Genomic DNA, 22,575 nt, shown 5'->3' with positions numbered 1-22,575 from the left:
TTTCAAAGGTCTACTTTGTCGCCTTGCAGCAACTTTTATATCTTATCAAATCGAGAAGCGCTTGTCAACTCTTTTAATAAAAATTCGAAAAGTTTTTTCTGCCTGCAACTTGTTGTTCTTGTTCCATAACAACTTCCTTAGTTTACCAACTTCTTTGTTATTTGTCAACAACTTTTTTGTTGGTATTTTAAGTTTTAGAAGCATCTTTTTTTAAATGCTTTGTTATCTTATCATGAAGAAACAACGTTCGTCAAGATAAAAATGAAAACTTTTTTCTGATATAATTTAGAACAATCAGAACATGTATTAATATATCAATTCTTCTATTAAAATGCAACTATTAATTTGCTTTTTTATGAGCTTTTTTTTGATAGCGAACGAATCGTTTGTTAAGAGTTTCAGCATTCGTTTTTTCTCTTACATTTTTCAATTTTTGTCTGATATTATTCGCTATGAAGCAGCAAATGGCGGTTACTTATATTCTAACAATTTCTGATCATTCATTTCTCTTTCCCTACTCTGCGTAATACTTATTAGGCTGCATGGAGTTTAAAAGCGAAAAAGATCTGGAACAGCCGATTACTCAGCCTTGTTCCAGATCTTTTTTAGTTACATCTTTAACGATTGGAAGATAGATACGAAAAATGGTCCCCTGATGAAGTACACTTTCAGCATCAATACGTCCTTTGTAACTTTCCACTAATTGTTTTGCAATGGAAAGTCCTAATCCATTACCACCTTTATTTCTTGCCCTGGCTTTATCCACACGATAAAAACGATCAAATATCCTATTCAGTTCTTCCGGGCTGATCCCTTCACCAAAATCCTGTATGGCAATTTCAAATTCTCCAAATGTACGGGAAATAGAAAGATGAACTTCTTTTCTGTCTGTAGAATATTTTACTGCATTATCCAGTATGATTATCAGCAGCTGCTCAAAATGATTTCGATAAATCCCCAAGACAAGCTCATTTGAAAGATCATCATCTAAAGTCATTTGGAAATCGGGATAAAGAATTTTAAAATTATTGAATACCTGATAAACCACTTCTTTGGCATTGGATGTATGATTAGCATACAGAGTATCCACCTGTTCCACTCTGGACAGATCCAGCATTTCCTGCACAAGGCTCTTCATGCGAACAATTTCCTGAAGACTTGCATTGAGGGATTCATCAAGAATCTCAGGGTCCTCTTTTCCCCAGCGGTTCAGCATATTCAAATGTCCTTCAATAATCGCTACAGGTGTTCTCAGTTCATGAGAAACATCTTCCACAAACTGTTCCTGCTGTTCAATGTATCTGCGGATTCTATCCAGCATCTCATTAAAGATTCCCGCCAAATCTGCTAGTTCATCTTTTGAATTAATCGCAGGAACCTGAGCATCCGACTGAGGATTCTTTCTGACAATTTCCATTGTATCTCTTAACAGCTTCAACGGTTTCAAGAAATAAGAAGAAAGAAGAAATCCTAAAACACTACTCAAAATGAGAGAGACTGCTTCTAAAACAATTAGAGTAAACAGCAGCCGATTCTTTATCTCATAAAAAGAGGAAAGCTCATAGAATGCCTGAACATAACCGACATTTTCCCGTGCACTTTTGGATTGCACTGGTTGAATCATTAAAAAGCCGGTTTCATCTCCAATGGTCGTGATTTGCGCCTCCTGCTTTTCCTCACTTATCAACTCAGCATTTTTCGACTGTGTTTCAAAAAGCAAAACTCCATCTGTATTATAGATAGAAAGAAGAAGCGAAGGTGTTCCCAGTTCAGCAATCACACTATCCATTTCCAGAATGGAACCAACAGCTGTCCTTTGACTGTAGCCACTGGTTTGTTCAGCTGGTGTTGGAGTTTTAAGTGCCTCAAAAACCTTAGTAACCGTTAACTCATCATCAACATTGGACAAACGATTGGTAACCTCGACTACAATGCGTTCGACATTTTCCCGCTCTTTTTCTACAAATAACTTTACAGATGTTTTGTAAGTAATCACAGCAAATATCGTAAAAACGAAAAATATAAAGAAAGAACTTGCAAGGGCCCACTTCACAGTGAGAGAGGGTCCCTGCAGTTCTTTTTTTACAATATCTCTAAATCTTGTTCGTTTCACGAGCGCATCACATAACCTGTTCCCCGAACGGTTTGAATATAACTTTCTTCCCCGGGAACATCAATTTTGTTGCGCAGATAGCGGATATAAACATCAACAACGTTTGTTTCAACTTCAGTTTCATATCCCCATACTTTATTCAAAAGAACATCCCTTGCCAACACTACATTCACATTTTCCATTAATGTAAGCAGCAATTCATATTCTCTTTTTGTTAGTTCAATCATTTCCGAGTTGCGTCGAACCACACGATTTTCTTTTTCGATTGTTAAATCACGATAAGTAATCGTTGTTTGTTTGGCAATATTTTTATCGCCTTCAATATCAATTCGTCGAAGCAATGCGCGTAAACGTGCCAGCAGCTCTTCGATGGCGAAAGGTTTCACGATATAGTCATCTGCTCCATGATCCAATCCAGAAACACGATCAATTACTGAATCCCGCGCAGTCATCATAATAATAGGAGTATTTTTTACTTGGCGCACACGACGACAAACTTCAAGACCATTTAATTCAGGCAACATCAAATCTAATAAAATGGCATCCCATTCATTGTTCAAAGCAGCCTCTAATCCTGTCCGTCCATTATAATGAACTTCAGTTCTATAACCTTCGTGTTTCAATTCGAGCTCAACAAAACGCGCTAAGTTTTTTTCATCTTCAATAATTAGAATATTGCTCATTGATTCATCATCCTTTCTCCTATCGTAGTCTTTTTCAACTTTCCCATTATACCGACTTTCCTTTTAAAAAGCCAGTAAAATTTGATTCTTGCTGTTCTGAGAAAGACTGTCTGTTTCAACTGAAACAGAGAGCTGCGGCTTATTATTAATAAATTGAACAGTTCAACACTAGTTGCAGTGTATAAAATTGCCATCTATTTTCTCAGCTTACTCTTCATGGTACCAGCTGTAGTGATAAATGCCTTCTTTATCTGTTCTTTCATAAGTGTGCGCTCCAAAGTAATCACGTTGAGCCTGAATTAAATTTGCAGGTAAGCGTTCTGAACGATACGAATCGTAATAAGCAATAGCAGATGAGAATGTTGGTACAGGTACACCGGCCTGAACAGCAATTGCAACTACGTCACGGACTGCCTGTTGATATTTTTGGGTAATTTCCACAAAGTAATCATCCAGCAGCAGATTTTCAATATCAGGATTTTTATCATAAGCATCTGTAATCTTTTGCAGGAACTGCGCACGAATAATACACCCTGCTCTCCAGATTTTTGCAATCTCTCCAAATGGAAGATCCCAATCATATTCTTTTGAAGCAACACGCAGCTGTGCAAATCCTTGAGCGTAACTCATGATTTTGCTGAAGTACAGCGCTTCGCGAATCTTTTCAACTAATTCTTTTTTATTTCCTTGATAATTGTAAGTATCCGGCTTAGCCAATATACCAGATGCTTTCACACGTTCTTCTTTATAGGCAGAAATAAAACGGGCAAAAACAGATTCTGTAATCAATGGCAGCGGAACTCCCAGATCCAATGAGCTTTGGCTTGTCCATTTACCAGTACCTTTATTCCCTGCAGCATCAAGAATGACATCAACAATCGGTTTTCCAGTTCCTTCGTCATCTTTACGAGTTAAAATATCTGCAGTAATCTCAATCAGATAACTGTCAAGCTCACCTTTATTCCATTCCTTGAATGTTTCAGCCATTTCATCAACAGAAAGACCAAGAATATTTTGCATTAAATCATACGATTCAGCAATGAGCTGCATATCGCCATACTCAATCCCGTTATGAACCATTTTTACATAATGTCCGGCTCCGTTTGGTCCAATGTAAGTCACACAAGGCTCGCCATCCTCAGCTTTTGCAGAGATTTTTTCTAAAACAGGAGCAACCAGTTCGTAAGCCTCTTTTTGTCCGCCAGGCATGATTGAAGGTCCTTTCAATGCGCCTTCTTCTCCGCCTGAAACACCTGTCCCGATAAAATTAATGCCGGAATTCGCAAGCTCTTCATTTCTGCGAATTGTATCTTTGAAAAATGTATTTCCGCCATCAATCAGGATATCTCCTTTGTCTAAATGCGGCAGCAGTTCTTGAATAGTCGCATCTGTTGCAAAGCCAGCCTTGACCATCAACATAATACGTCGAGGTTTTTCAATCGAATCAACAAACTCTTCAATTGTATAGGTTGCTTTAAACTTCTTATCCGGGTGCTCTTCAACAACTTCTGTTGTTTTTGAACCTGTTCGGTTAAACAACGAAACTGAATATCCTCTGCTTTCAATATTTAAGGCCAGATTTTTTCCCATAACGGCCATTCCTACTACTCCAAATTGTTGTTTTGTCATCATACATCCTCCCAATTACTAAAAGACCTTGAAACTTCTTAAGAATCTATTTCATTATAGCTTAGTTTACCCTTAATGGAAACAAAATCGTTTGATTTTCATAGGTTCTTTCGCATTTTCTATTTCCTTTTCCTGAGAATAAATTGGCTGCCAGCTTCTATTTTGACTGCCACGCAGCAAAACAAAAAATCCCCTAGGCTCCATGGTTAGCCTGAGGGATTTTAACATTTTCAAAAAAATGTTTTATGCTTCTTTTGACATTACATCTTTACCATCGTAATGACCACATGCTGGACATACGTGATGGCTCTTTCTCATTTCTCCACAGTTTGAACATGCATTCAAACCTTTGATTGTCAATTTGTAATGTGTACGGCGCTTTGCCTTCTTAGCTTTAGAAGTTCTTCTAGCTGGTACTGCCATTGTTGTTCCACCTCCTTGTAAAAATCTGTGCATAAAGTATACACAATATATTCCAATCTTAACCGAACACTTTATTCCGAGTCATCATTTAACAACTCAGAAAGTTTGGCAAGACGAGGATCAATTGTTTCTGCTGCTTCGCTTTCACGCTGATGAATATAGTCTTCTTCAGAAATTACTTTCCAGTCGCTTCCTTTGGGCATCTCATTGCTGTTCTTCTCTTCTTCAGTTAAAATCTGAATCGGAATTGCCAGTAAGATATTGTCTTCAATTGATTCAAGCAAGTCGATTGTCGGCTTTTCCAGAACAATTATTTCTTCCTCTGGAACTGTTTCATCTCGATCAGCAAATTGTTCTTCTGTCATAAATATTTCCTGAACATCAAGTTCAAGAGCAAAATCGACTGGTTCAAGTGAACGGGAAGAGGGAAGAGTAAGTATGACAGAAAGCTTGTAATATAATAAGTAATCTGTCTTTTCTGCAACAATAGCGCCGGTTACTTCAACTGGACCGACATTCAATAGTTGTTTCTCTCTCTCCATCAATGATTTTTTTATATCAAAGGTTTCTGAAAATTCGTTTGGTTCTTTGTTATATTTATTAAGTTCTAATAAAGACCATTTCATTAATTATCACCTCTAAGCAACAAAAGCAATTATACAGGGGTATAAAGGGTTTGTCAATGAAATTTTCTTGACAGCTTTCGGTATCTTCAATTATTTTTTCTTTCTGCATTGAGAATTATTTAATGCTACACTATAGAAGAAGGAGGTTATTTATATGTCAATAGTAAGACTTGAAAAAGTAGGATTCACTCGGGATAAAAAAAGACTTTTAAATGACATCAGCTGGTCTATCCAAAAAGATCAGCATTGGGCCATTTTAGGACTAAACGGAGCCGGTAAAACACTGCTGCTCCAGATTATTTGCGGCTATCTCTGGCCTTCTGACGGAACAGTTGAAGTTCTAGGTCAGACGTTTGGTAAAAGCTCAATCCCAGACTTGCAAAGACGAATCGGCTGGATCAGCACAGCGTTGCAATATCGAATTAGAGGGAATGAAACAGCAGAAAAAATTGTTTTATCTGGAAAATTTGCAAGTATTGGCATTTATCAAAAGTATACAGACAGTGAGCTGAATAGAGCCAAAGGTATATTGGCACAGGTAGGCGGAGAACACTTAATTGGGAAGAAGTATGATGTGTTATCTCAGGGAGAACGTCAGCTCATTCTAATTGCACGGGGGTTAATGACGGAGCCTGAGCTGCTTATTCTTGATGAGCCCTGTAATGGCCTGGATTTATTTGCAAGAGAAAAACTGCTGAAACAGATTGAAGGAATCGCTCAAAGTACAGTGAGCCCGACAATCGTTTATGTTACCCATCATACAGAGGAGATTTTACCCTGTTTTGAAAATCTGCTGCTTTTAAAAGATGGACAAATTACAGCCAAAGGTCAAAGAGAAAATTTATTTACTGAAGAAATTCTGACCAATTTTTATTCTGAATCAATCCAGCTGCTGCCGTTGAAGAAAGATCGATTTGCTGTATATCCAAAATAAATAACTAAAAAGTCTTTCGAGTTGAGGCTGTGACAAACATTTATGAGTGTTTGTCACAGTCCCATTTTTCCTTTAAGCAGGAGGAATATTCTACTGATTTATTTTGCAAAAATTTTTTACTGATAAGCAGCGGCAATCCAGAAGTTTCAAAAACTTTTTCCATATCAGCTGCCAATCTCTTTTCGCTTACTATCGTCAGTCACTCTCTCTTTTCGCCACTCCATTCAAACCTCTTATTCATAAAGGACAACCAAAAAAAGAACAGAAGCGAATCTGCCTCTGTTCTCAATTATTCTCGTTAGATTGCTGTTGTAGCTCCACGATAAACGATTCCGCGTCTCGGATCAACAGTGATCAATTCATCCGCAACAACAAGATTTGTCGCATCCGCTGCTCCAACAATTACAGGAATATCTTTAGCAATTGCCACAACTGCGGCATGAGAAGTCAAACCGCCTTCCTCAACAATCAGTGCAATAGCTTTATCAATAGCCGGCATATAATCTTTATCTGTTGTTTTCACAACGAGAATAGAGCCGTCTTTCATTTTAGCATGTGCTTCTTCTGCAGTTTTGGCAACGACAGCTTTAGCAATAACTGAATTTTCTCCGATTCCTTGTCCTTGAACAAGCTTTGATCCAATCATTTGAATTTTCATCAGATTTGTTGTTCCTTTTTCACCTACCGGAACACCAGCAGTAATAATGATCAAATCACCTTCACTTGCAAAGCCGTTTTCCTGAGAAATTTCAGCAGCAAGGTTGAACATTTCATCAGTACTTGATGGTCTTTCAGCAACTGTTGCGTAAACCCCCCATGAAAGAGATAGGCTGCGGGCTTTTTGTTCAGAGAATGTAATTGCAACAATATGCGCTCTTGGGCGATATTTAGAAATCATGCGGGCTGTATGTCCAGACTCAGTGGCAGCTACAATTGTTTGAATACCCAAGTTGCGGGCTGTATGTCCAACTGACTGACCAATTGCTTCTGTCATATCTGTTTTGCTGTATAGCTTCAATGCAAATGCATCCTGATCAACCAACGCTTCTTCTGTACGGACAGCAATACGTGACATTGTCTGAACAGCTTCCAAAGGATAATCTCCGGCAGCAGTTTCGCCCGAAAGCATTACTGCATCTGTTCCGTCATAAATTGCATTAGCCACGTCATTTGCTTCTGCACGAGTAGGACGAGGGTTACGCTGCATAGAATCAAGCATTTGAGTTGCTGTGATAACTGGTTTACCCAAAGCGTTACACTTTTTAATTAAGTCTTTTTGTGCAACTGGTACATCTTCTGTTGGAATCTCAACCCCCAGATCACCACGAGCTACCATTAAACCATCAGAAACTTTCAGGATTTCATCAATATTGTCGATTCCTTCCTGATTTTCAATTTTAGGGATGATTTGAATGTGTGTTGCATTTTCTTCTTCAAGAATTTTAGTGATTTCCATTACGTCAGTTGCACGGCGAACAAAGCTTGCTGCAATAAAATCAACCCCTTGTTCGATCCCAAAGCGAATATCCGCAGCATCTTTTTCAGTAATTCCGGGAAGATTAACAGCCACACCAGGAACGTTAACCCCTTTTTTATTTTTCAGAACACCTTCATTTTTAACCACAGTCACGATTTCATCTGCAGCACGATCAATGTCTGTTACTTCCAAATCAATCAACCCATCATCTAATAGGATGTGTGAACCAATCTGTACATCGTTAATTAATTCCGGATAAGTAATAGAGAATTTTTCGCTTGTTCCCAAAACTTCTTTTGAAGAAATACGTGTAATATCACCAATTTTGAGCGTAATTGCACCATTTTCCATATCGTTCGTACGAATTTCAGGGCCTTTTGTATCTAACAAAATGGCCACTCTTTTTCCGGTAATTTTCATAGCCTCATGAATGTTTTTAATCCGGTTGCCGTGTTCTTCGAAATCTCCATGCGAGAAATTCAAACGACAGACATTCATTCCTGCATTCATTAGGTCTACCAGCATTTCAACAGATTCACTTGCTGGTCCAATCGTACATACGATTTTAGTTTTTTTCATTTACTAAACGCTCCTATTCGATTTTTTTATACAAAAGCTTAACAGCCTATATACAGTATTCCACCTTAATTAAAAGGAAATTTCTTTATTTAAATCATAAAGAGACAAATCAGGTTTATGTTTGTTATTTTCCAGAGTATCCACGATATCAGCTGCTACCACTTTATTGTCAATCATACCGACACACAGACCGCCTTTACCTTCTTTCAACAATTCAACAGCATAGCCGCCAAATTTACTTGCAAGAACACGATCACGCGCGCTTGGAGATCCCCCACGGACAACGTGACCTAAAATAGAGACACGTGTATGGAAATCACCGAATGCTGAAAGTTTTTCAGCAAACTCATTTCCGCCCATAACACCTTCTGCAAGAATGATCAGGCAATGTTTTTTTCCGCGGTCGCGGCCGTCTCTGATACGCTGAGCCACTACGTTTAAATCAAAATCATGTTCAGGAATGATAATTTCATCTGCACCACCGGCTACACCAGACCAAAGCGCAATATCTCCGGCATCTCTGCCCATCACTTCAATAATGAATGTACGTACATGAGAAGTCGCTGTATCACGGATGCGGTCAATTGATTCCAGAACAGTGTTGATTGCAGTATCAAATCCGATTGTAAAATCTGTCCCCGGAATGTCATTGTCAATTGTTCCTGGAACTCCGATTGCCGGATAGCCCCGTTTTGTAAGAGCCATGGCACCATGATAAGAACCGTCTCCGCCAATCACAACAAGACCTTCAATACCGAATTTTTTCAATTGTTCAATCCCTTTCAACTGACCTTCTTCGGTAGCAAACTCAGGATAGCGTGCAGAATAAAGGAATGTTCCGCCGCGCTGAATTTTATCTCCTACATCTGAAATATCCAGACGACGAATATCTCCGGCAACCAATCCTGCAAATCCGTAATTGATTCCGTATACTTCAATCCCATCGTATATTCCTTTTCGCACTACTGCACGAATCGCAGCGTTCATTCCCGGAGCGTCTCCTCCGCTGGTTAAAATACCGATACGTTTCATTCGTTTTTTCACCTCATAATAAATTTATACTTTTGATAAACTAATCTTGTTTCATCTTTATTTATGCAAAAATACCACGTCATTCATTTTACCATTAATAGTGGAAAATGTCTTGACAAAGCGTTAAAAAATTCGGAAAAAATGAAAACAATTAGCGTTTTTGCTGAAAGTCATTTGAAAACGACATTCGTTTCTCCCAGAAGCGCTTTAAATTGCTGTTGAACCTCTGTATTTTCTGTAATCCAGTAGTTATTATCCAAAACAATTTTCTTTTTCTGGTCTGCATAAAATAAAACAACGGGTATGCTCCCAGGGTAATGCTGAATAATTCTTCTGATCTCCTGAAGTGTCTTTTGAGCACCTTCCGATTCCTCAATTTTCAGATAACAGGTTTTTTCGCTGATCCCCTTTTCGATTGGAGCTGCTTCGGTAATTTCATTTACCAAAACCTGAAGTTCCTGATTATACGTACTTTTTTCCACTTTTCCCTCAACATAGTATACCTGATTTAGGTGAACAGTCTGTCTCAACGAACGGAAGACGGTTGGAAACAGCGTAAGAGAAATCGATCCGGTGCTGTCATCACCCTCAACAAAAGCCATCTGCTCGCCTTTTTTAGTTCGTATGGTACGTACATTTTTTACATAAACCAGTATACGAACTGTTTGTTTTTCGACAACATCGCTGATCGGGATAATTTGCTTAAGCTTAGCCAACTTTGTAAATTCTTCGGTTGGGTGCCCGGAAAGATAGACCCCTAAGTATTGCTCTTCCTGAGCCAATTTATCCTCAAGTGAATAATCCTGAACCTCTTCTTCCTTCAACTCCAGTGTTTCAAATAAGTCTGAACTGCCTCCGCTGTATAGAATGTTCTGAATCTTGCTTTCCAGCTGCATATCCAACTGTCTGCGGTTTGGAGAAAGTTCATCAAATGCACCGATGGCAATAAGTGGTTCAATCGTTTCTTTTTTTCTCCATTTAGATGAGATACGGAACAGAAACTGATCAAAGCTCTGATAATGTCCGTTCTCTTTCCGCTCGGCCAGGATATCCTGAATAAAATCTCTGCGAATTCCTTTCAGAGAGCTGAATCCAAACGTAATTTCATTCGCATCTTTGAGCAGAAAGCTATAGTGACTGTGATTAATAGATGGCGGAATGATCTTAATTTCATTTTTCTTTGCTTCACTGATATATTCTTTAATTTTGTTTGGATTGTGACGAACAGAATGGAGCAGGGCAGCATAAAAGGCGGCTGGATAATGAACTTTTAAATAGGCCATTTGAAAGCCGATAAAGGAGTAGGCAAATGCATGGGATCTGTTGAATCCGTAGTTTGCGAAACGTTCGATATAATCGTAAATCATATTGGCTGTTTCTTCTGTATAACCCTGTGCCAATCCCCCCTGAACAAAATGGCGGCGTTCCTGATCCAGTATCTCTTTTTTCTTTTTGCTGATGGCTCTTCTGAGAATATCTGCCTGACCCAGACTAAAACCGGCCATTTTTGCTGCAACCTGCATAATCTGCTCCTGATAAACAATGACACCATACGTATTTTCTAAAATAGGCTGTAGAGAAGCATCCGGGTAGTCTATCGGCTCAAGCCCCTTTTTTCGCCTGATAAACAGATCAATATTTTGCATGGGGCCCGGGCGATACAATGCATTCACCGCAGCAATGTCTTCAATACTTGTTGGTCCCAGCTTTCGCAAAACATTTCGAATTCCAGCTGACTCAAATTGGAAAACCCCACTGGTCTCCCCTCTTTGAAACAGTTCTAACGACTTTTCGTCATCCAAAGGGATTTCGCTGAGCTTCAGCTCTTCTTTGTATACTCTTTTAACAGACTTTAACGTATCATCTATAATCGATAGATTTCTCAATCCCAGAAAATCCATCTTCAGCAAACCGATCTTCTCAACATCATTCATTGTGAACTGAGTTAAAAGAATATCATTGGTCCCTGTCTGAAGCGGCACCAGTTCCAGTAAATTTTGATCGGTAATCACCACTCCAGCCGCATGTGTGGACACATGTCGCGGAAGTCCTTCCAGCCGGACAGCTGTATCAAACAGCAGGCGGTTTGTATCAGAGCTTTCTACCAGTTCCACCAATTTTTTAGATTCCTGATAAGCCTGCTTCAAAGTAATTTTAAGTGTATTCGGCACTGCCTGCGACCAGCGATTTGATTCACTTTGTGATAAACCGAACACTCTAGCGGCATCTCTTAAAACCATCTTGGCCGCCATTGTACCAAATGTAGCGATTTGGGCCATATGAAAATGTCCATATTTTTTTTGTACATAAGCTAAAACCTGTTCCCGACGATTATCAGGAATATCCAAGTCAATATCAGGCATGGAGTATCGTTCCGGGTTTAGAAAACGTTCAAACAGCAGATTATACTGAATAGGATCAACATCTGTAATAGATAAGACATACGAAACAAGTGACCCCGCAGCGGAACCCCTTCCGGCTCCGGTGACAATTTTCTGCTGATGGGCAAAAGCCATCACGTCCCAGACAATCAGAAAATAGTCATCAAAGCCCATGTTATGAATGATCGTCAATTCTTTTTCCAGTCGTTCCTGATAGACTTCAGCAGCCTCCGGGACTCTATCTGGCAAACGCTCAAAACACAATTTTCTAAGATATTCTCCTGCTGACAACTCATCAGGTACTGGATAATGCGGTAGCAGCTTCTGATGCAAAGGAAGCTCAAACTGACAGCCTTCAGCAACTCGAACAGCATTGTCTACAGCTTCTGCACCCAGAAGCTCATTTAAGCGAATTTGCGTTTCTCCAGGCTTTCTCAGATAATAAGGTCCATCAATCTCTGTTTCCCTCAAATCAAGCTGCATAGCTGTGCCCGCTTCAATATGTTCCAGTACCCGCAGTGCAAAACCGTCTTCCCGGATTAGATATCTGGTTTCCTGAAGTGCAAGCAGAGAGTATTTTTGTTTTTTTATATAGTCGAATAACGGTGCATCTGTTGATGGATTGCACATAAAAGAAGCCCCGATAAAGAAAGAATCTTTGTCTGCCTTCCTTAAAAGTTCGGACATTTCCTTCTCAGTCTCTTCACTGCTTCGCCCAGGCAGATCATTAATAATTCCTTTGTCTGCAGGCATAATAACAAATAAATGACTTAAAAATTTGGAAAACTCTTCTACCTTCAGCTGACCGTTCTTCGTCATCCTAAGGCTGGAAATCTGCATCAAATTTTGATAGCCTGTGTGATCTTTTGCATAAAAAATCAGCTGTTTCGTCTGATCTGTCGTCTCGGGAGTATAGTCCAGTGTCATTCCTATAATCGGCTGAATCCCTTCCGACTGACAGGCTTCATAAAATTCAACTGCACCATGTAAAACATTTATATCAGCAATACCCAGTTGTTCATAGCCAAACTGTTTTGCCTTCTTAACGAATTCTGCTATTCTGATTGTACTGGAAAGTAATGAGTATGAAGTAATGGTGTATAATTGCGGAAATATAAGAACCCCTCCTTTAAAGCTGGATTTCCCTATCTCTGCTCAATTCTTTACAATAAAAAAAATTGTGCTAAACTATAGCTAGAAAAGAGGTGCTATCCATGCGTTACATCATTATATTATTTTGGTCCTTCTTGTTGGGACAAATCGTGGGATATATTGGCGGTGCCTTGAATAACGGCAGTTACGACTTTATGTGGACAACCATCATATCGCTTATCGCCGGTGTACTTATCATTTCGATCGGACATTTTGCTCTGCCTGAAGAAAAGAGTTCTCAAGCATAACGGCAACAGCAAAAACCAGCTACATTAATTGTAACTGGTTTTTTTTTGTTTTCAACTGTTTATATCCTTTTCCTTAAAATTTTTCTGAAGTTGAATGCAGACAGACAGATATTCCCAAATACAAAGCAGGCAGTCGTAATAAATACTGCACTGTAACTAAATCCATGCGCTACAGTGGAACCGATCATCGGTCCTAAAACCTGACCAAAGTTGCTGAACATCTGATTATAACTGTATATGCGGCTGACTCCCTCGAGCGGGGTCAGCTTGCCGATCAGCGTATTGATTGAAGGCATTAATGCCCCAGTCGAAAAGCCAAGCATAAAGCGCAAAGCACCCAGTTGAAAAGGAGTATTTACAAAAGCCATTGGTATGTAGCAGAAGAAAGACAGCAGCAAACCTGCCAGCAGAACCTTATGATTTCCTATTTTATCTCCGAGTTTTCCAAGCATCGGAGAAGAAATAATAGCAGAAACTCCGGCAACAGACACAATTAAGCCGCTGACAAAGAGAATATTCCCATGATCTCCGCTTAACGAACGAATGTAAAGAGTCAGAATCGGACTAATACTGGTCACACCAATTTGCAAAATAAGTGTTGTCACAAACAGCCCAACTAAAATAGACAAATGATCAATTCTGGAAAAAATTTCTTTTGTTGACATTAAATCCTTTTTCTCTACCGGTTCAAAATCTTCTTTCACCATAAAAATGGTTAGTAGTGTTGTAATCAGCAGCATAAAGCCTGTAATGATAAAAACATTTTGCATACCAAACCACTGAGCTAAAGCTCCGCCAATCGAAGGTCCGATTAAATTTCCAGCAACTGCACCTGTGGAAAGTGTACCTAATGCCCAACCGCTTTTTTCTTTAGGTGCCTGCGAAGCGATCATCGCTGTTGCATTGGGAATATAGCCGGACAAAATCCCATTTAAAAAGCGCATAATCAACAGCCAGTAAACATTCGGAACAAAAGCCAGAGACCCCATCGTAAAGGTCATACCTGCTGCTGCACGAATCATCATAATCTTACGACCTTTTCTATCAGCCAAGTTTCCCCAAATTGGTGCAACAATAGCTGCTGCAAAGGCTGTTACAGAAATAGCCAATCCTGAAAAAAGCTCCACTTGGTCTTTAGGTGTTCCAAGCTGCTCTATGTATACTGGAATAAACGGCATAACCAAGCTAATACTTGCACCTGTGAAAAAGCTCCCCAGCCAGGCAACCATCAAATTTTTCTTCCAGTCTATTTTCATTTCTTTTTCACCACCATACACACAATAGGTTCTCTTTAACTATACTCCACTTTTATCAATCAAACAAAAACTTTATTTCAATTTTTTGAACTTACTCACAAACTGCTTTACTGGAATAGAAATTCTGCACCGTAAATTTCAGATTGTCTCACCATATGTACGTCTGTATGTCTTTCTTGGCTGCACTGTTACATTCTTCGGAGATAAATCAGGCTGGCTTTAAATGACAACAGAAAAAAAGCGGGACAGAAACAACTTCTTCAACAGCAAGCCGAAATTCATCAAAAATTTATGGAACAATTTTTATAAATTCCGGCTTGTTGCTTAAAACTGAGCACTTCTGTCCCGCCGGTTATTCGATTTTAAAGGGTCCTCCATGACATACCCTTATCACAGATTCCTTTATTTTTCAGTTTTTATAATGTCGCTAAAATAATAAAATTGATGATAAACAGCGCATTGACAATCCAAATAATTGGTGAAACCTCGTTGATTTTTCCCTTTGCCACTTTTACAATGGCAAAAAACAGAAATCCCGCTGCAATACCATATGAAATGCTGTAGCAAAGTCCCATAAAGATTGAAGCAAAGAAGGCCGGAACAGCATCTTCAAGATCTGTCCATTCAATATCTTTAAATGAAGCAAGCATCATTACACCCACTAAGATCAGAGCAGGAGCAGTTGCCTGAGCTGGAACGATTGAAATTAATGGTGAAAACAGACTGCTTAGTGCAAATAGTGCAGCGACCACTACAGAGGTTAGTCCTGTACGACCTCCGGCACCAATTCCTGCAGCACTTTCAACATAGGTTGTAACATTTGATGTTCCAAAAACTGCCCCGATAGATGTAGCAACAGCATCAGCAAACAATGCTTTATCCATTTTTGTTATAAGTCCTTTGCTCTCTTCCAAAGCAATTTCATCTTCTTTAGAAAAGATTCCTGTACGGCGGCCGGTTCCAATGAATGTTCCAATCGTATCAAACGTATCAGATAAACTAAATGCTATAACTGTCATCAGCACTTGAGGAATCTTTGAGGAATCTGAAAACAGCGACTGCATGCCATCTGGTCCGAATGCGGCGCCAAATGTAGTTCCCAGATCAGAGATAGAACTTCCCAATGAGTTTCCCTGCCAGTCAATAGCAGAAATATCCACAACGCCCATAGGAATAGCTAAAATTGTCGTTGCAATAATCCCCCATAAAATTGCCCCGCGAATATTCATCACAACCAATATAGTTGAAATAACCAGCCCAAGCACAGCAAGTATAATCTCTGGATTGTTAAAGTTTCCCAACGCCGGAACGATACTGTTTCCATTTACAGCACCGTTTACAGGTTCTGCCTGAACAGTGAAATCCAGTAAACCAGCATTTTTTATCCCTACATAAGCAACAAAAATCCCAATCCCGCCGCCAATTGCGTGCTGCAGACTTTCTGGAATTGCACGAATAATCAGTTTACGAATTTTAGTTACTGTAATTAAAATATTAATAAGACCACAAATAAAAACCATTGCCAAAGCCTGCTGCCAAGTATAACCAAGACCAAAAACGACCGTAAATGTAAAGAACGCATTTAAGCCCATACCAGGTGCCTGCGCATAAGGGACATTGGCAAACAGTCCCATAATTAAAGTTCCAATAACTGAAGCAACAATGGTTGCTAGAAATACTGCCTGAAACGGCATCCCTGTTTGTGCTAAAATCGATGGATTTACAAATAAAATATAACTCATTGCGAAAAATGTTGTTACCCCTGCGACGACTTCTGTTGGAACAGTCGTCTTATTCTCTTTCAATTTAAAAAACTTATCCATGAACTTTCTATCTCCTCTTCAAAATAATTCATCTGTCTGTTAAGAAAAATAAAATAAATGCAAACTGTAATTCCTAACAAATACTTCTAAAGTATAGGAGATAATTAATATGTTTTCAATTAAATGTTAACTATAAACACAAAAAAACTTCGGATCGTTCGTTTTTTAAACGTTTTCAATTATGTCGATTTCATTTTTATAACATTTTGAACAGATAGAGAGGATAGGAAAATAAATTAAAAAGATGTTTTGATAAAGCTTTTCCGTGTGACGAGCAACCTAATGTACAAAAGAGCCATTTGCTTCTGGAACACTATTTATTCGGTTTTTAGGGGATGCGACATAGTTTTGTCACATCCCCTTGAAATTTAATTTATTCCCATCAGTTATTATACGTTGCTTCTTTTTCTCAAAATATATAATGCGCTGCCAGCCAGCAATACAGCTCCTGAAATCATTCCAACACTCGTAATTGTTTCACCAGTGTTCGGCAGAGATCCATCGGCTTCCGTTCCTTCGCTGCTGGTTTTTGTCGCGTCAGATTCAACAGTGTCTACAGTACTTAAGGAGTCCGTAGTCTGAATTGTTCCTCTCAAAACATCCAACGGAAATACAGCACTATATAGCTCTTCAATAACGACAACTGCTGTAATAACATCATTATCTTTAAGATTTAACGTCGAAATATCAATCTTAATACGACCTTCATTATCCGCTTTAGCTGTTATGTCACCCTCAGGCAGTATAGTTCTGTCCTTTGGAAGCACCCCGTTGAACAGAACAATCATTGCATTCGGTAATGTTACACCTTGAAGGTATTGATCTTTTTCATGCAAAGGATCAAAGAATGTCGCCTGACGAATAAATGCTTCTCTGTTTTCCGGTGTAACTGCCGGTTCCTCAATCAACTGTTTGCGTGATTCGATAGCCGCTGTGATTTGTTCCCCTGCTGCTTCTTTTGATTCAATATAGCCGATAAAGGTTTCTGTATCCGGCTGCATTGCATCTACCAATTTAGCCTGAGTAAAGCCGGCAAACCCGTCCCCGCCGCCAAGAAGGAAATCATTAATTACGACACGGTAAGTCTGATCTTTTTCAATTAATTTCCCTGCTGAATCCTTCATCTGCCAAACTTTATACGGCTGTTCCGCATTTTCATTTTTTACAAAGGTATACGATAAGCCGGAGATTTGAAGGAAGTATTTTTCCTCTTCGTCATACTGCTCATTTAAAACCTGTTCAATTTGACTGCCGGTCATTTCAACAATCTGCATAATATTTCCAAATGGCTGAACCGCTTGAGCAGCTCCCCAAGTGATTTCCCCATTTGATCCAACTGCAAGGTCAGCACGAATTCCGCCATTGTTTGTCATGGCAAAATCAACGTCAATTCCATTGGTTTTGGCCATAGCCAGCTGACCATCTGTAATCAGATTTCCAAGCGGAGATTCTTTATATTCATTAACCTCTCTGGTAATCGCTTCCGCAGTTTTGGCTGTTCCAATTTTTCTGCTTGTTACTTCGGAAACACGACGGTCTGCATCTGCAACAATTGCGGCTACTTTTTCGTCAGGTTTTGGAGCATTATCTCCTTCCGGTGAAACCGGAACAATTTCTGCAGATGGAGCTGCTTCAAAGTCTTGAGCTTTCACATCGATAACTCCCTGAATATCAGCATATCCTTTCCCTTGTGAAGTTGATTGGACTACACGTGTATCTCCAATCAGCCCATTTGTATAGACATGATTATGACCGGCTAAAAAGACATCCACACTATTTTCAGGATAAAGTTCATTTACTTTTTTCATGATATTTGCCGCTTCACCTGAAACGGTTCCTTCTTTGCTGGTTGATGGAACATGAGCCAGTACAACAATGGCATTGACGCCTTTTTCTTTTAGCTCACTCGCATAATAGGCGATTGTTTCTGCTTCATCAAGAAAATCATATTCCTGATAGTGTTCTTTTAAGACCAGATTAGGAATCTCAGTTGTTACGACACCAATAAAACCAATCTTGACTTTCTCGCTTGTTCCAATTTCCTTTACTGTATAGGGCTGCCAGTTAAACGGAATATCCTCCGTATCTTTTTTGACAACATTTCCAACGACTATTTCTGTTTTGGATGCTTCCCGTGAATAGCTGCTCAAAATTCCATATGGGTCTTCTTTGGGATTCATTCCTTTCATAATACGGTCAAATTCCGCCAAGCCTTCATCAAATTCATGATTTCCAAGCGTTCCTATGGTGAAATTCATTTCATTCAGTACTTTGATGGTCGGCTCATCCTGAAGCAACCCGGAATTTGCAGGACTTGCACCTACCATATCCCCAGATTGTACTCGCAATGTCTGAGCTCCCGAATTTGCTTGGGCAAATGTGCTTTCTGCCTGATTCAGGTAACTAGCCAAAAGAGCTGCAGTTCCTGCGTTGCTGACTTTATTCCCGGCATCATCATAGTATGAACCTGTTGTACTTAACGCCCCATGAAAATCATTGATGCCCAAAAGCTGAACCGGAATTTTTTCTGTTATTTCAGCTGTCTGATTTTCTACAGCAGATACTTGATTACCGTTAAACAAGAAGCCTCCTGTTCCAGTTGCTGCAACAGCAGCAAGCAACAGGCACAAGCCCCTATTTCCCTTTGTCATTTATTGTTCCTCCTTATTAATTCTCACCCTTCAGACTATCAATTATTCAAATAAGTGTCAATAACAATTTACAATTCTTCCAGAACAAAACGAGGAGAATCCTTTTCATGAATGATGGCAGATTTATTCGAGAACTTTTAAAGGTATTCCTTTTTTCTCTTTAAAGCCTTGCCATTTTATCTCTATATGCTAGACTAAGAAAAAGAAAATTGTCCAAGGAGGAACTTTTTTGAAGAAATTAATCGCCATCGATTTAGATGGAACAACACTTAACGCTCAATCTCTGATCAGTAACAAGACAGAACATATATTAAAAAAAGCGATTGCCCAAGGTCACTATGTCAGTATTGCTACAGGTCGTCCCTATCGCTTGAGCCATCAATTTTATCAGCAGCTCAATTTAGATACTCCCATGGTTAACTTTAACGGCGGACTCGTTCATATACCAGATAAAGTATGGGATAGAGAGCGGGCTTCCAGTGTCCATCGTGATATTGTTTTTGATATCCTCTCTCAGAAGAGTGCACTGAATCTTGATTTTGTTGCCGCTGAGAATAAAGAAACCTTCTTTATTGACAGCTTTGATTATTTTGACTCTGCTTTTTTTGCAGCTGAACCAAATGAAAAAAATCTGCTGACCGTTCAAAATATGACAACTAACCCTACTTCATTGATGATCTGTCCGGCAAAGGATCGTGTTGATCAGGTTTCTGAAGTCTTAACAAAGGAATATGGAAAAATTCTGGATATTCGTACATGGGGCGGCGCCATGCCTATTCTTGAAATTGTGGCGAAAGGAATCCAAAAAGCAAAAGGCGTGGCTGAAGTAGCAGATTTTCTGAGCATTCAGCAAAAAGATGTTATTGCGTTTGGTGATGAGCATAATGATGAAGAAATGATCGAATATGCCGGGTGGGGCGTTGCCATGAATAATGCCGCTGACAGAATCAAAGAAGTTTCCAATGATATAACCGATAAAACAAATGATGAAGACGGTTTGGCTGATTATCTGGAAAAATACTTGAATTTAAATTAACTTGATTCTAAAAAGAAGCTGTAAAGCAATCGCTTCCCGACAAAACTGTCTTGGAGCTGCTTGCTTATTCAGCTTCTTTTTCTTTCTTCACGTTCTAATCTCTGTTGCTTTCCTTACACATCCGCACATCAATCTCATTCTTCATTTGAGGAGAAGACAGCCCTTTTACATATAACAACGTCAACCAGCTTTCTGCCCCATCTAAAAACCCATTAAGCATTGCGTTCGTTCATCGAAATCAATAGGTTCCACAAGGTAAATAACCAATTCCGTCACATCCCGAACAGCCATCTCAGGGACCTCCAGATTTCTTTGAACCTTTTTCAACACTTCTTTAAACTGTTCTTCGGCTTTTTCAGAAAGTATGCTGTTTTTGTTATTCCAACCTGTACTGACAGTGTCAACCATCCTAAATCTCCAGAACATTCAATTTGACGAATACAAGCTTCCAATAGTTGATGCACCGCTTCCAGGTTTCTTTTTTGTTTCATACGTGTTTTCCCTTATCTTTTGTCCGATGATTCTTAAACTGCTTTCAATCTATGTTGAAACAAAAAAAGTGCATACTTTAAATAGTATTGCTGACCTGAAATATATCTGATTAAACTTAAAAGAATCTTCTTAAAATATCAATCAAGTACGTAACAAGTCGAAATAAAATATACACTGTAAAGAGGTTTACCAAAATAAGACGTAGTAAATTCGTAGAGCTTGCTTTAATATTTCTCCACATAAATGGACGCAGGAAACGAGGAACCCGGGAAACTTTATTCATTTTAAGTCGATAGTCCGTGCTATAGGTCAATTCAAGCATATTGTAATATAACACTTGAAACGGCTGTTTGGTGAATAACGTTTTTGTAAAACCAACTAATAACGTCAAATCTCTGTTATTTGAAGGAAGATTGCGGGAGCCCTGTTTGTTAATTCTAATTTTTTCGCTATCATTCACTAAGATATTATATGTAAATTCATCTTCTTCAATTTTTTTAATTTGAACGTTCGCCTGATTTTCTAACAAAAATTGCTCATAGAGCTGATTGAAAGCCAGTCGTTGTTTGATAAAGAAAAAGAATCCAGCACCAAACAGAAGAATGAGTAAGAGATTAACTACCAAACTATCTGGATAGAAAAACGTGTAAATACTTAAGATCGGCAAAGGAACAGCCATCAAAATGATCCGCTTCAAATAATAGCTGCGATACATTCCTTCCATTGTTCGCTTGTAATAACTAAAATCCAGTTCAACATATTCCATAAAATTGCTCCTTTAATTTGCTGCAGCTGACCAAGGAACCAACCTAACCTTATACACTACAACAGTTTATAAATAAAAAAGAATTGTTCTCACTAAAATACTAAGAAGCAAACTCTTTCTAATTATTATAACCCAAGTAAAGGCTGATTTCGATAATAATCTTTTTTTGAATTTACCTCAAATTTTAGAAACGAATACAGAAAATCATTGAACTAACAGTATTTCGAAGTGTATTTCATTTGTTTAGAAAACAGCTGCCGTAACTACTGATATAATAGGATTTTTAGCGACTAATGGGTAAATTCAAATAATCTTTTCATTCAAATGATAGATTCCTTGTACTTCTTCCCCAACTCCTCTTTGTCAGGCGTTTCAGTTTATACTTTAATTGTTGTATGGAAAGCTGGTGAGGTCTCGCTTGATGACTCCTGCTTTACGGGGTAAAAAAAAAACAACTCCTAATAACTTAAACTTTGGGTCTGTTGATTTTGTGATTTTTCACTATTGCAATCAATCCTATTCATCCACACCAACAGCTCCTTTGCTCCACTTTATTGCTTCCTTCAGATTTTTCTGCTCTAACATCTGAACCATTAGCTTTCCTACATACATTATGTTATTTTTTGTAAATTCGGTATCTAATTTTACGCTTTCTGTCAGTGTTTTTCCTCTCCTGCTTGAGATTTTTCTAACAATAAATTCATTCACCCCTTTCGCTTGTATTAACTTTCACCGCCCCTCTTCATTACTATGGCTTCTACTTATGCGATTATTCGTCACAGTCTTTCTATATACCAAGTAATCACAGGTAAAAAAAATTGGGCTGACTTCTCACGTTCAGTTATTTATCACTAAAAGAGTTTGGGGCAAATACATGAGACCTGCCCGGTTAAGGTGCAACCTCTTCCTCTCTATCTATTCGTCACATTTACACCGACTGATCAGCTCAGTAGTTATTGGATTTTGACTTTCTTTGGCCATCTTATCCTAAGTCATCTTTTATGTAATTTCTATTTGTCAAACCGGAGATTTGCTTTAGACTTCCTTCTGATCCTGTATCACCATAGACCCCCTTGTCCTCAGCCAGGCTTTTCCCAATACTCGGACATGCTGTGGACTTGCCCCCATTAAAGCTTGCCATGCTAGGCAAACCAATCAAAACCTCCAGTGTGAACTGGAGGTTTGCTCTGCGGCTGAAAGCCTCTATTACCGGCCAGAGCCTGAAAGGCCCACTGAAGAAAGGTCTCCCGCTAGCACCACAATTACTCACGACT

At 38.9% G+C, this 22,575-nt stretch carries 18 protein-coding genes; 3 read left to right on the top strand and 15 right to left on the bottom strand.

All coding sequences use genetic code 11. The annotated features are described in order from the left end of the window. Positions 1-583: 583 nt before the first annotated feature. The 5 genes from LI954_RS15850 to LI954_RS15830 form a co-directional block, all read right to left on the bottom strand. Positions 584-2,113, bottom strand: coding sequence for a sensor histidine kinase (locus LI954_RS15850; protein ID WP_229442165.1), 1,530 nt, complete (start codon positions 2,111-2,113; stop codon positions 584-586). Further along, entirely contained in the window at positions 2,110-2,796 is a 687-nt protein-coding gene (locus LI954_RS15845; protein WP_202067322.1) for a response regulator transcription factor, read from the bottom strand. Before LI954_RS15845 ends, LI954_RS15850 begins: the two co-directional genes overlap by 4 nt. 207 nt (positions 2,797-3,003) lie before the next feature. Next, positions 3,004-4,425, bottom strand: a complete 1,422-nt coding sequence (gndA, locus tag LI954_RS15840) for an NADP-dependent phosphogluconate dehydrogenase (protein ID WP_229442167.1) — start codon at positions 4,423-4,425, stop codon at positions 3,004-3,006. 243 nt (positions 4,426-4,668) lie between these two features. Beyond that, positions 4,669-4,848 carry a 50S ribosomal protein L32 gene (gene rpmF, locus LI954_RS15835; protein ID WP_202059633.1) on the bottom strand — a complete coding sequence of 60 codons (180 nt, stop codon included), beginning with the start codon at positions 4,846-4,848 and terminating at the stop codon, positions 4,669-4,671. 71 nt (positions 4,849-4,919) lie between these two features. Then, positions 4,920-5,474 carry a YceD family protein gene (locus tag LI954_RS15830; RefSeq protein WP_229442168.1) on the bottom strand — a complete coding sequence of 185 codons (555 nt, stop codon included), beginning with the start codon at positions 5,472-5,474 and terminating at the stop codon, positions 4,920-4,922. A 154-nt stretch (positions 5,475-5,628) separates the two neighbouring features. Here LI954_RS15830 and LI954_RS15825 point away from each other — a divergent pair, with 154 nt between their 5' ends. Then, positions 5,629-6,408, top strand: coding sequence for an ABC transporter ATP-binding protein (locus tag LI954_RS15825; RefSeq protein ID WP_202067325.1), 780 nt, complete (start codon positions 5,629-5,631; stop codon positions 6,406-6,408). 298 nt (positions 6,409-6,706) lie between these two features. On the opposite strand, the gene pyk is transcribed toward LI954_RS15825, so the two are convergent. From pyk to dnaE, 3 genes are all read right to left on the bottom strand, one after another. Continuing rightward, a complete protein-coding gene (pyk, locus tag LI954_RS15820; protein WP_202067326.1) occupies positions 6,707-8,464 on the bottom strand; it encodes a pyruvate kinase in 1,758 nt (585 codons plus the stop codon). A 69-nt stretch (positions 8,465-8,533) separates the two neighbouring features. Next, the gene (gene pfkA / locus LI954_RS15815) at positions 8,534-9,496 is read right to left on the bottom strand and encodes a 6-phosphofructokinase (protein ID WP_202067327.1); all 963 of its coding nucleotides are present in this window, start codon (positions 9,494-9,496) and stop codon (positions 8,534-8,536) included. Positions 9,497-9,666: 170 nt separating this feature from the next. Then, the gene (gene dnaE, locus LI954_RS15810; protein WP_229444961.1) at positions 9,667-13,026 is read right to left on the bottom strand and encodes a DNA polymerase III subunit alpha; all 3,360 of its coding nucleotides are present in this window, start codon (positions 13,024-13,026) and stop codon (positions 9,667-9,669) included. Positions 13,027-13,091: 65 nt separating this feature from the next. Between dnaE and LI954_RS15805 the strand changes: the two genes are divergently transcribed. Beyond that, the gene (locus tag LI954_RS15805) at positions 13,092-13,277 is read left to right on the top strand and encodes a YjzD family protein (protein ID WP_202067329.1); all 186 of its coding nucleotides are present in this window, start codon (positions 13,092-13,094) and stop codon (positions 13,275-13,277) included. Between the two features lie 59 nt (positions 13,278-13,336). On the opposite strand, the gene LI954_RS15800 is transcribed toward LI954_RS15805, so the two are convergent. The 3 genes from LI954_RS15800 to LI954_RS15790 all read right to left on the bottom strand — a co-directional run bounded on the left by LI954_RS15800 (position 13,337) and on the right by LI954_RS15790 (position 19,007). Continuing rightward, positions 13,337-14,533: a multidrug efflux MFS transporter gene (locus LI954_RS15800; protein WP_202067408.1), complete on the bottom strand. Its 1,197-nt coding sequence runs from the start codon at positions 14,531-14,533 to the stop codon at positions 13,337-13,339. A 416-nt stretch (positions 14,534-14,949) separates the two neighbouring features. After that, on the bottom strand, positions 14,950-16,356 hold the full coding sequence (locus LI954_RS15795) for an NCS2 family permease (RefSeq protein WP_229444960.1): 1,407 nt from the start codon (positions 16,354-16,356) through the stop codon (positions 14,950-14,952). A gap of 389 nt (positions 16,357-16,745) precedes the next feature. Next, positions 16,746-19,007 carry a bifunctional metallophosphatase/5'-nucleotidase gene (locus tag LI954_RS15790; protein ID WP_229444959.1) on the bottom strand — a complete coding sequence of 754 codons (2,262 nt, stop codon included), beginning with the start codon at positions 19,005-19,007 and terminating at the stop codon, positions 16,746-16,748. Between the two features lie 229 nt (positions 19,008-19,236). Between LI954_RS15790 and LI954_RS15785 the strand changes: the two genes are divergently transcribed. Next, complete coding sequence (locus LI954_RS15785; protein ID WP_202067332.1) at positions 19,237-20,043, top strand: Cof-type HAD-IIB family hydrolase; 807 nt, start codon at positions 19,237-19,239, stop codon at positions 20,041-20,043. 201 nt (positions 20,044-20,244) lie between these two features. On the opposite strand, the gene LI954_RS15780 is transcribed toward LI954_RS15785, so the two are convergent. From LI954_RS15780 to LI954_RS15765, 4 genes are all read right to left on the bottom strand, one after another. Continuing rightward, a complete protein-coding gene (locus LI954_RS15780) occupies positions 20,245-20,451 on the bottom strand; it encodes a hypothetical protein (RefSeq protein WP_202067333.1) in 207 nt (68 codons plus the stop codon). Between the two features lie 199 nt (positions 20,452-20,650). Continuing rightward, the gene (locus LI954_RS15775; RefSeq protein WP_202067334.1) at positions 20,651-21,301 is read right to left on the bottom strand and encodes a hypothetical protein; all 651 of its coding nucleotides are present in this window, start codon (positions 21,299-21,301) and stop codon (positions 20,651-20,653) included. 516 nt (positions 21,302-21,817) lie between these two features. Further along, positions 21,818-22,009, bottom strand: coding sequence for a hypothetical protein (locus LI954_RS15770; RefSeq protein ID WP_229444958.1), 192 nt, complete (start codon positions 22,007-22,009; stop codon positions 21,818-21,820). Between the two features lie 274 nt (positions 22,010-22,283). After that, positions 22,284-22,575: hypothetical protein (locus LI954_RS15765; RefSeq protein WP_229444957.1), on the bottom strand; the 292-nt coding region annotated here is incomplete at its 5' end.

This window comes from Enterococcus sp. CWB-B31 (assembly GCF_020567645.1).
Lineage (GTDB): Bacteria > Bacillota > Bacilli > Lactobacillales > Enterococcaceae > Enterococcus_L.
This window is presented reverse-complemented; position numbering and strand designations above follow the sequence as displayed.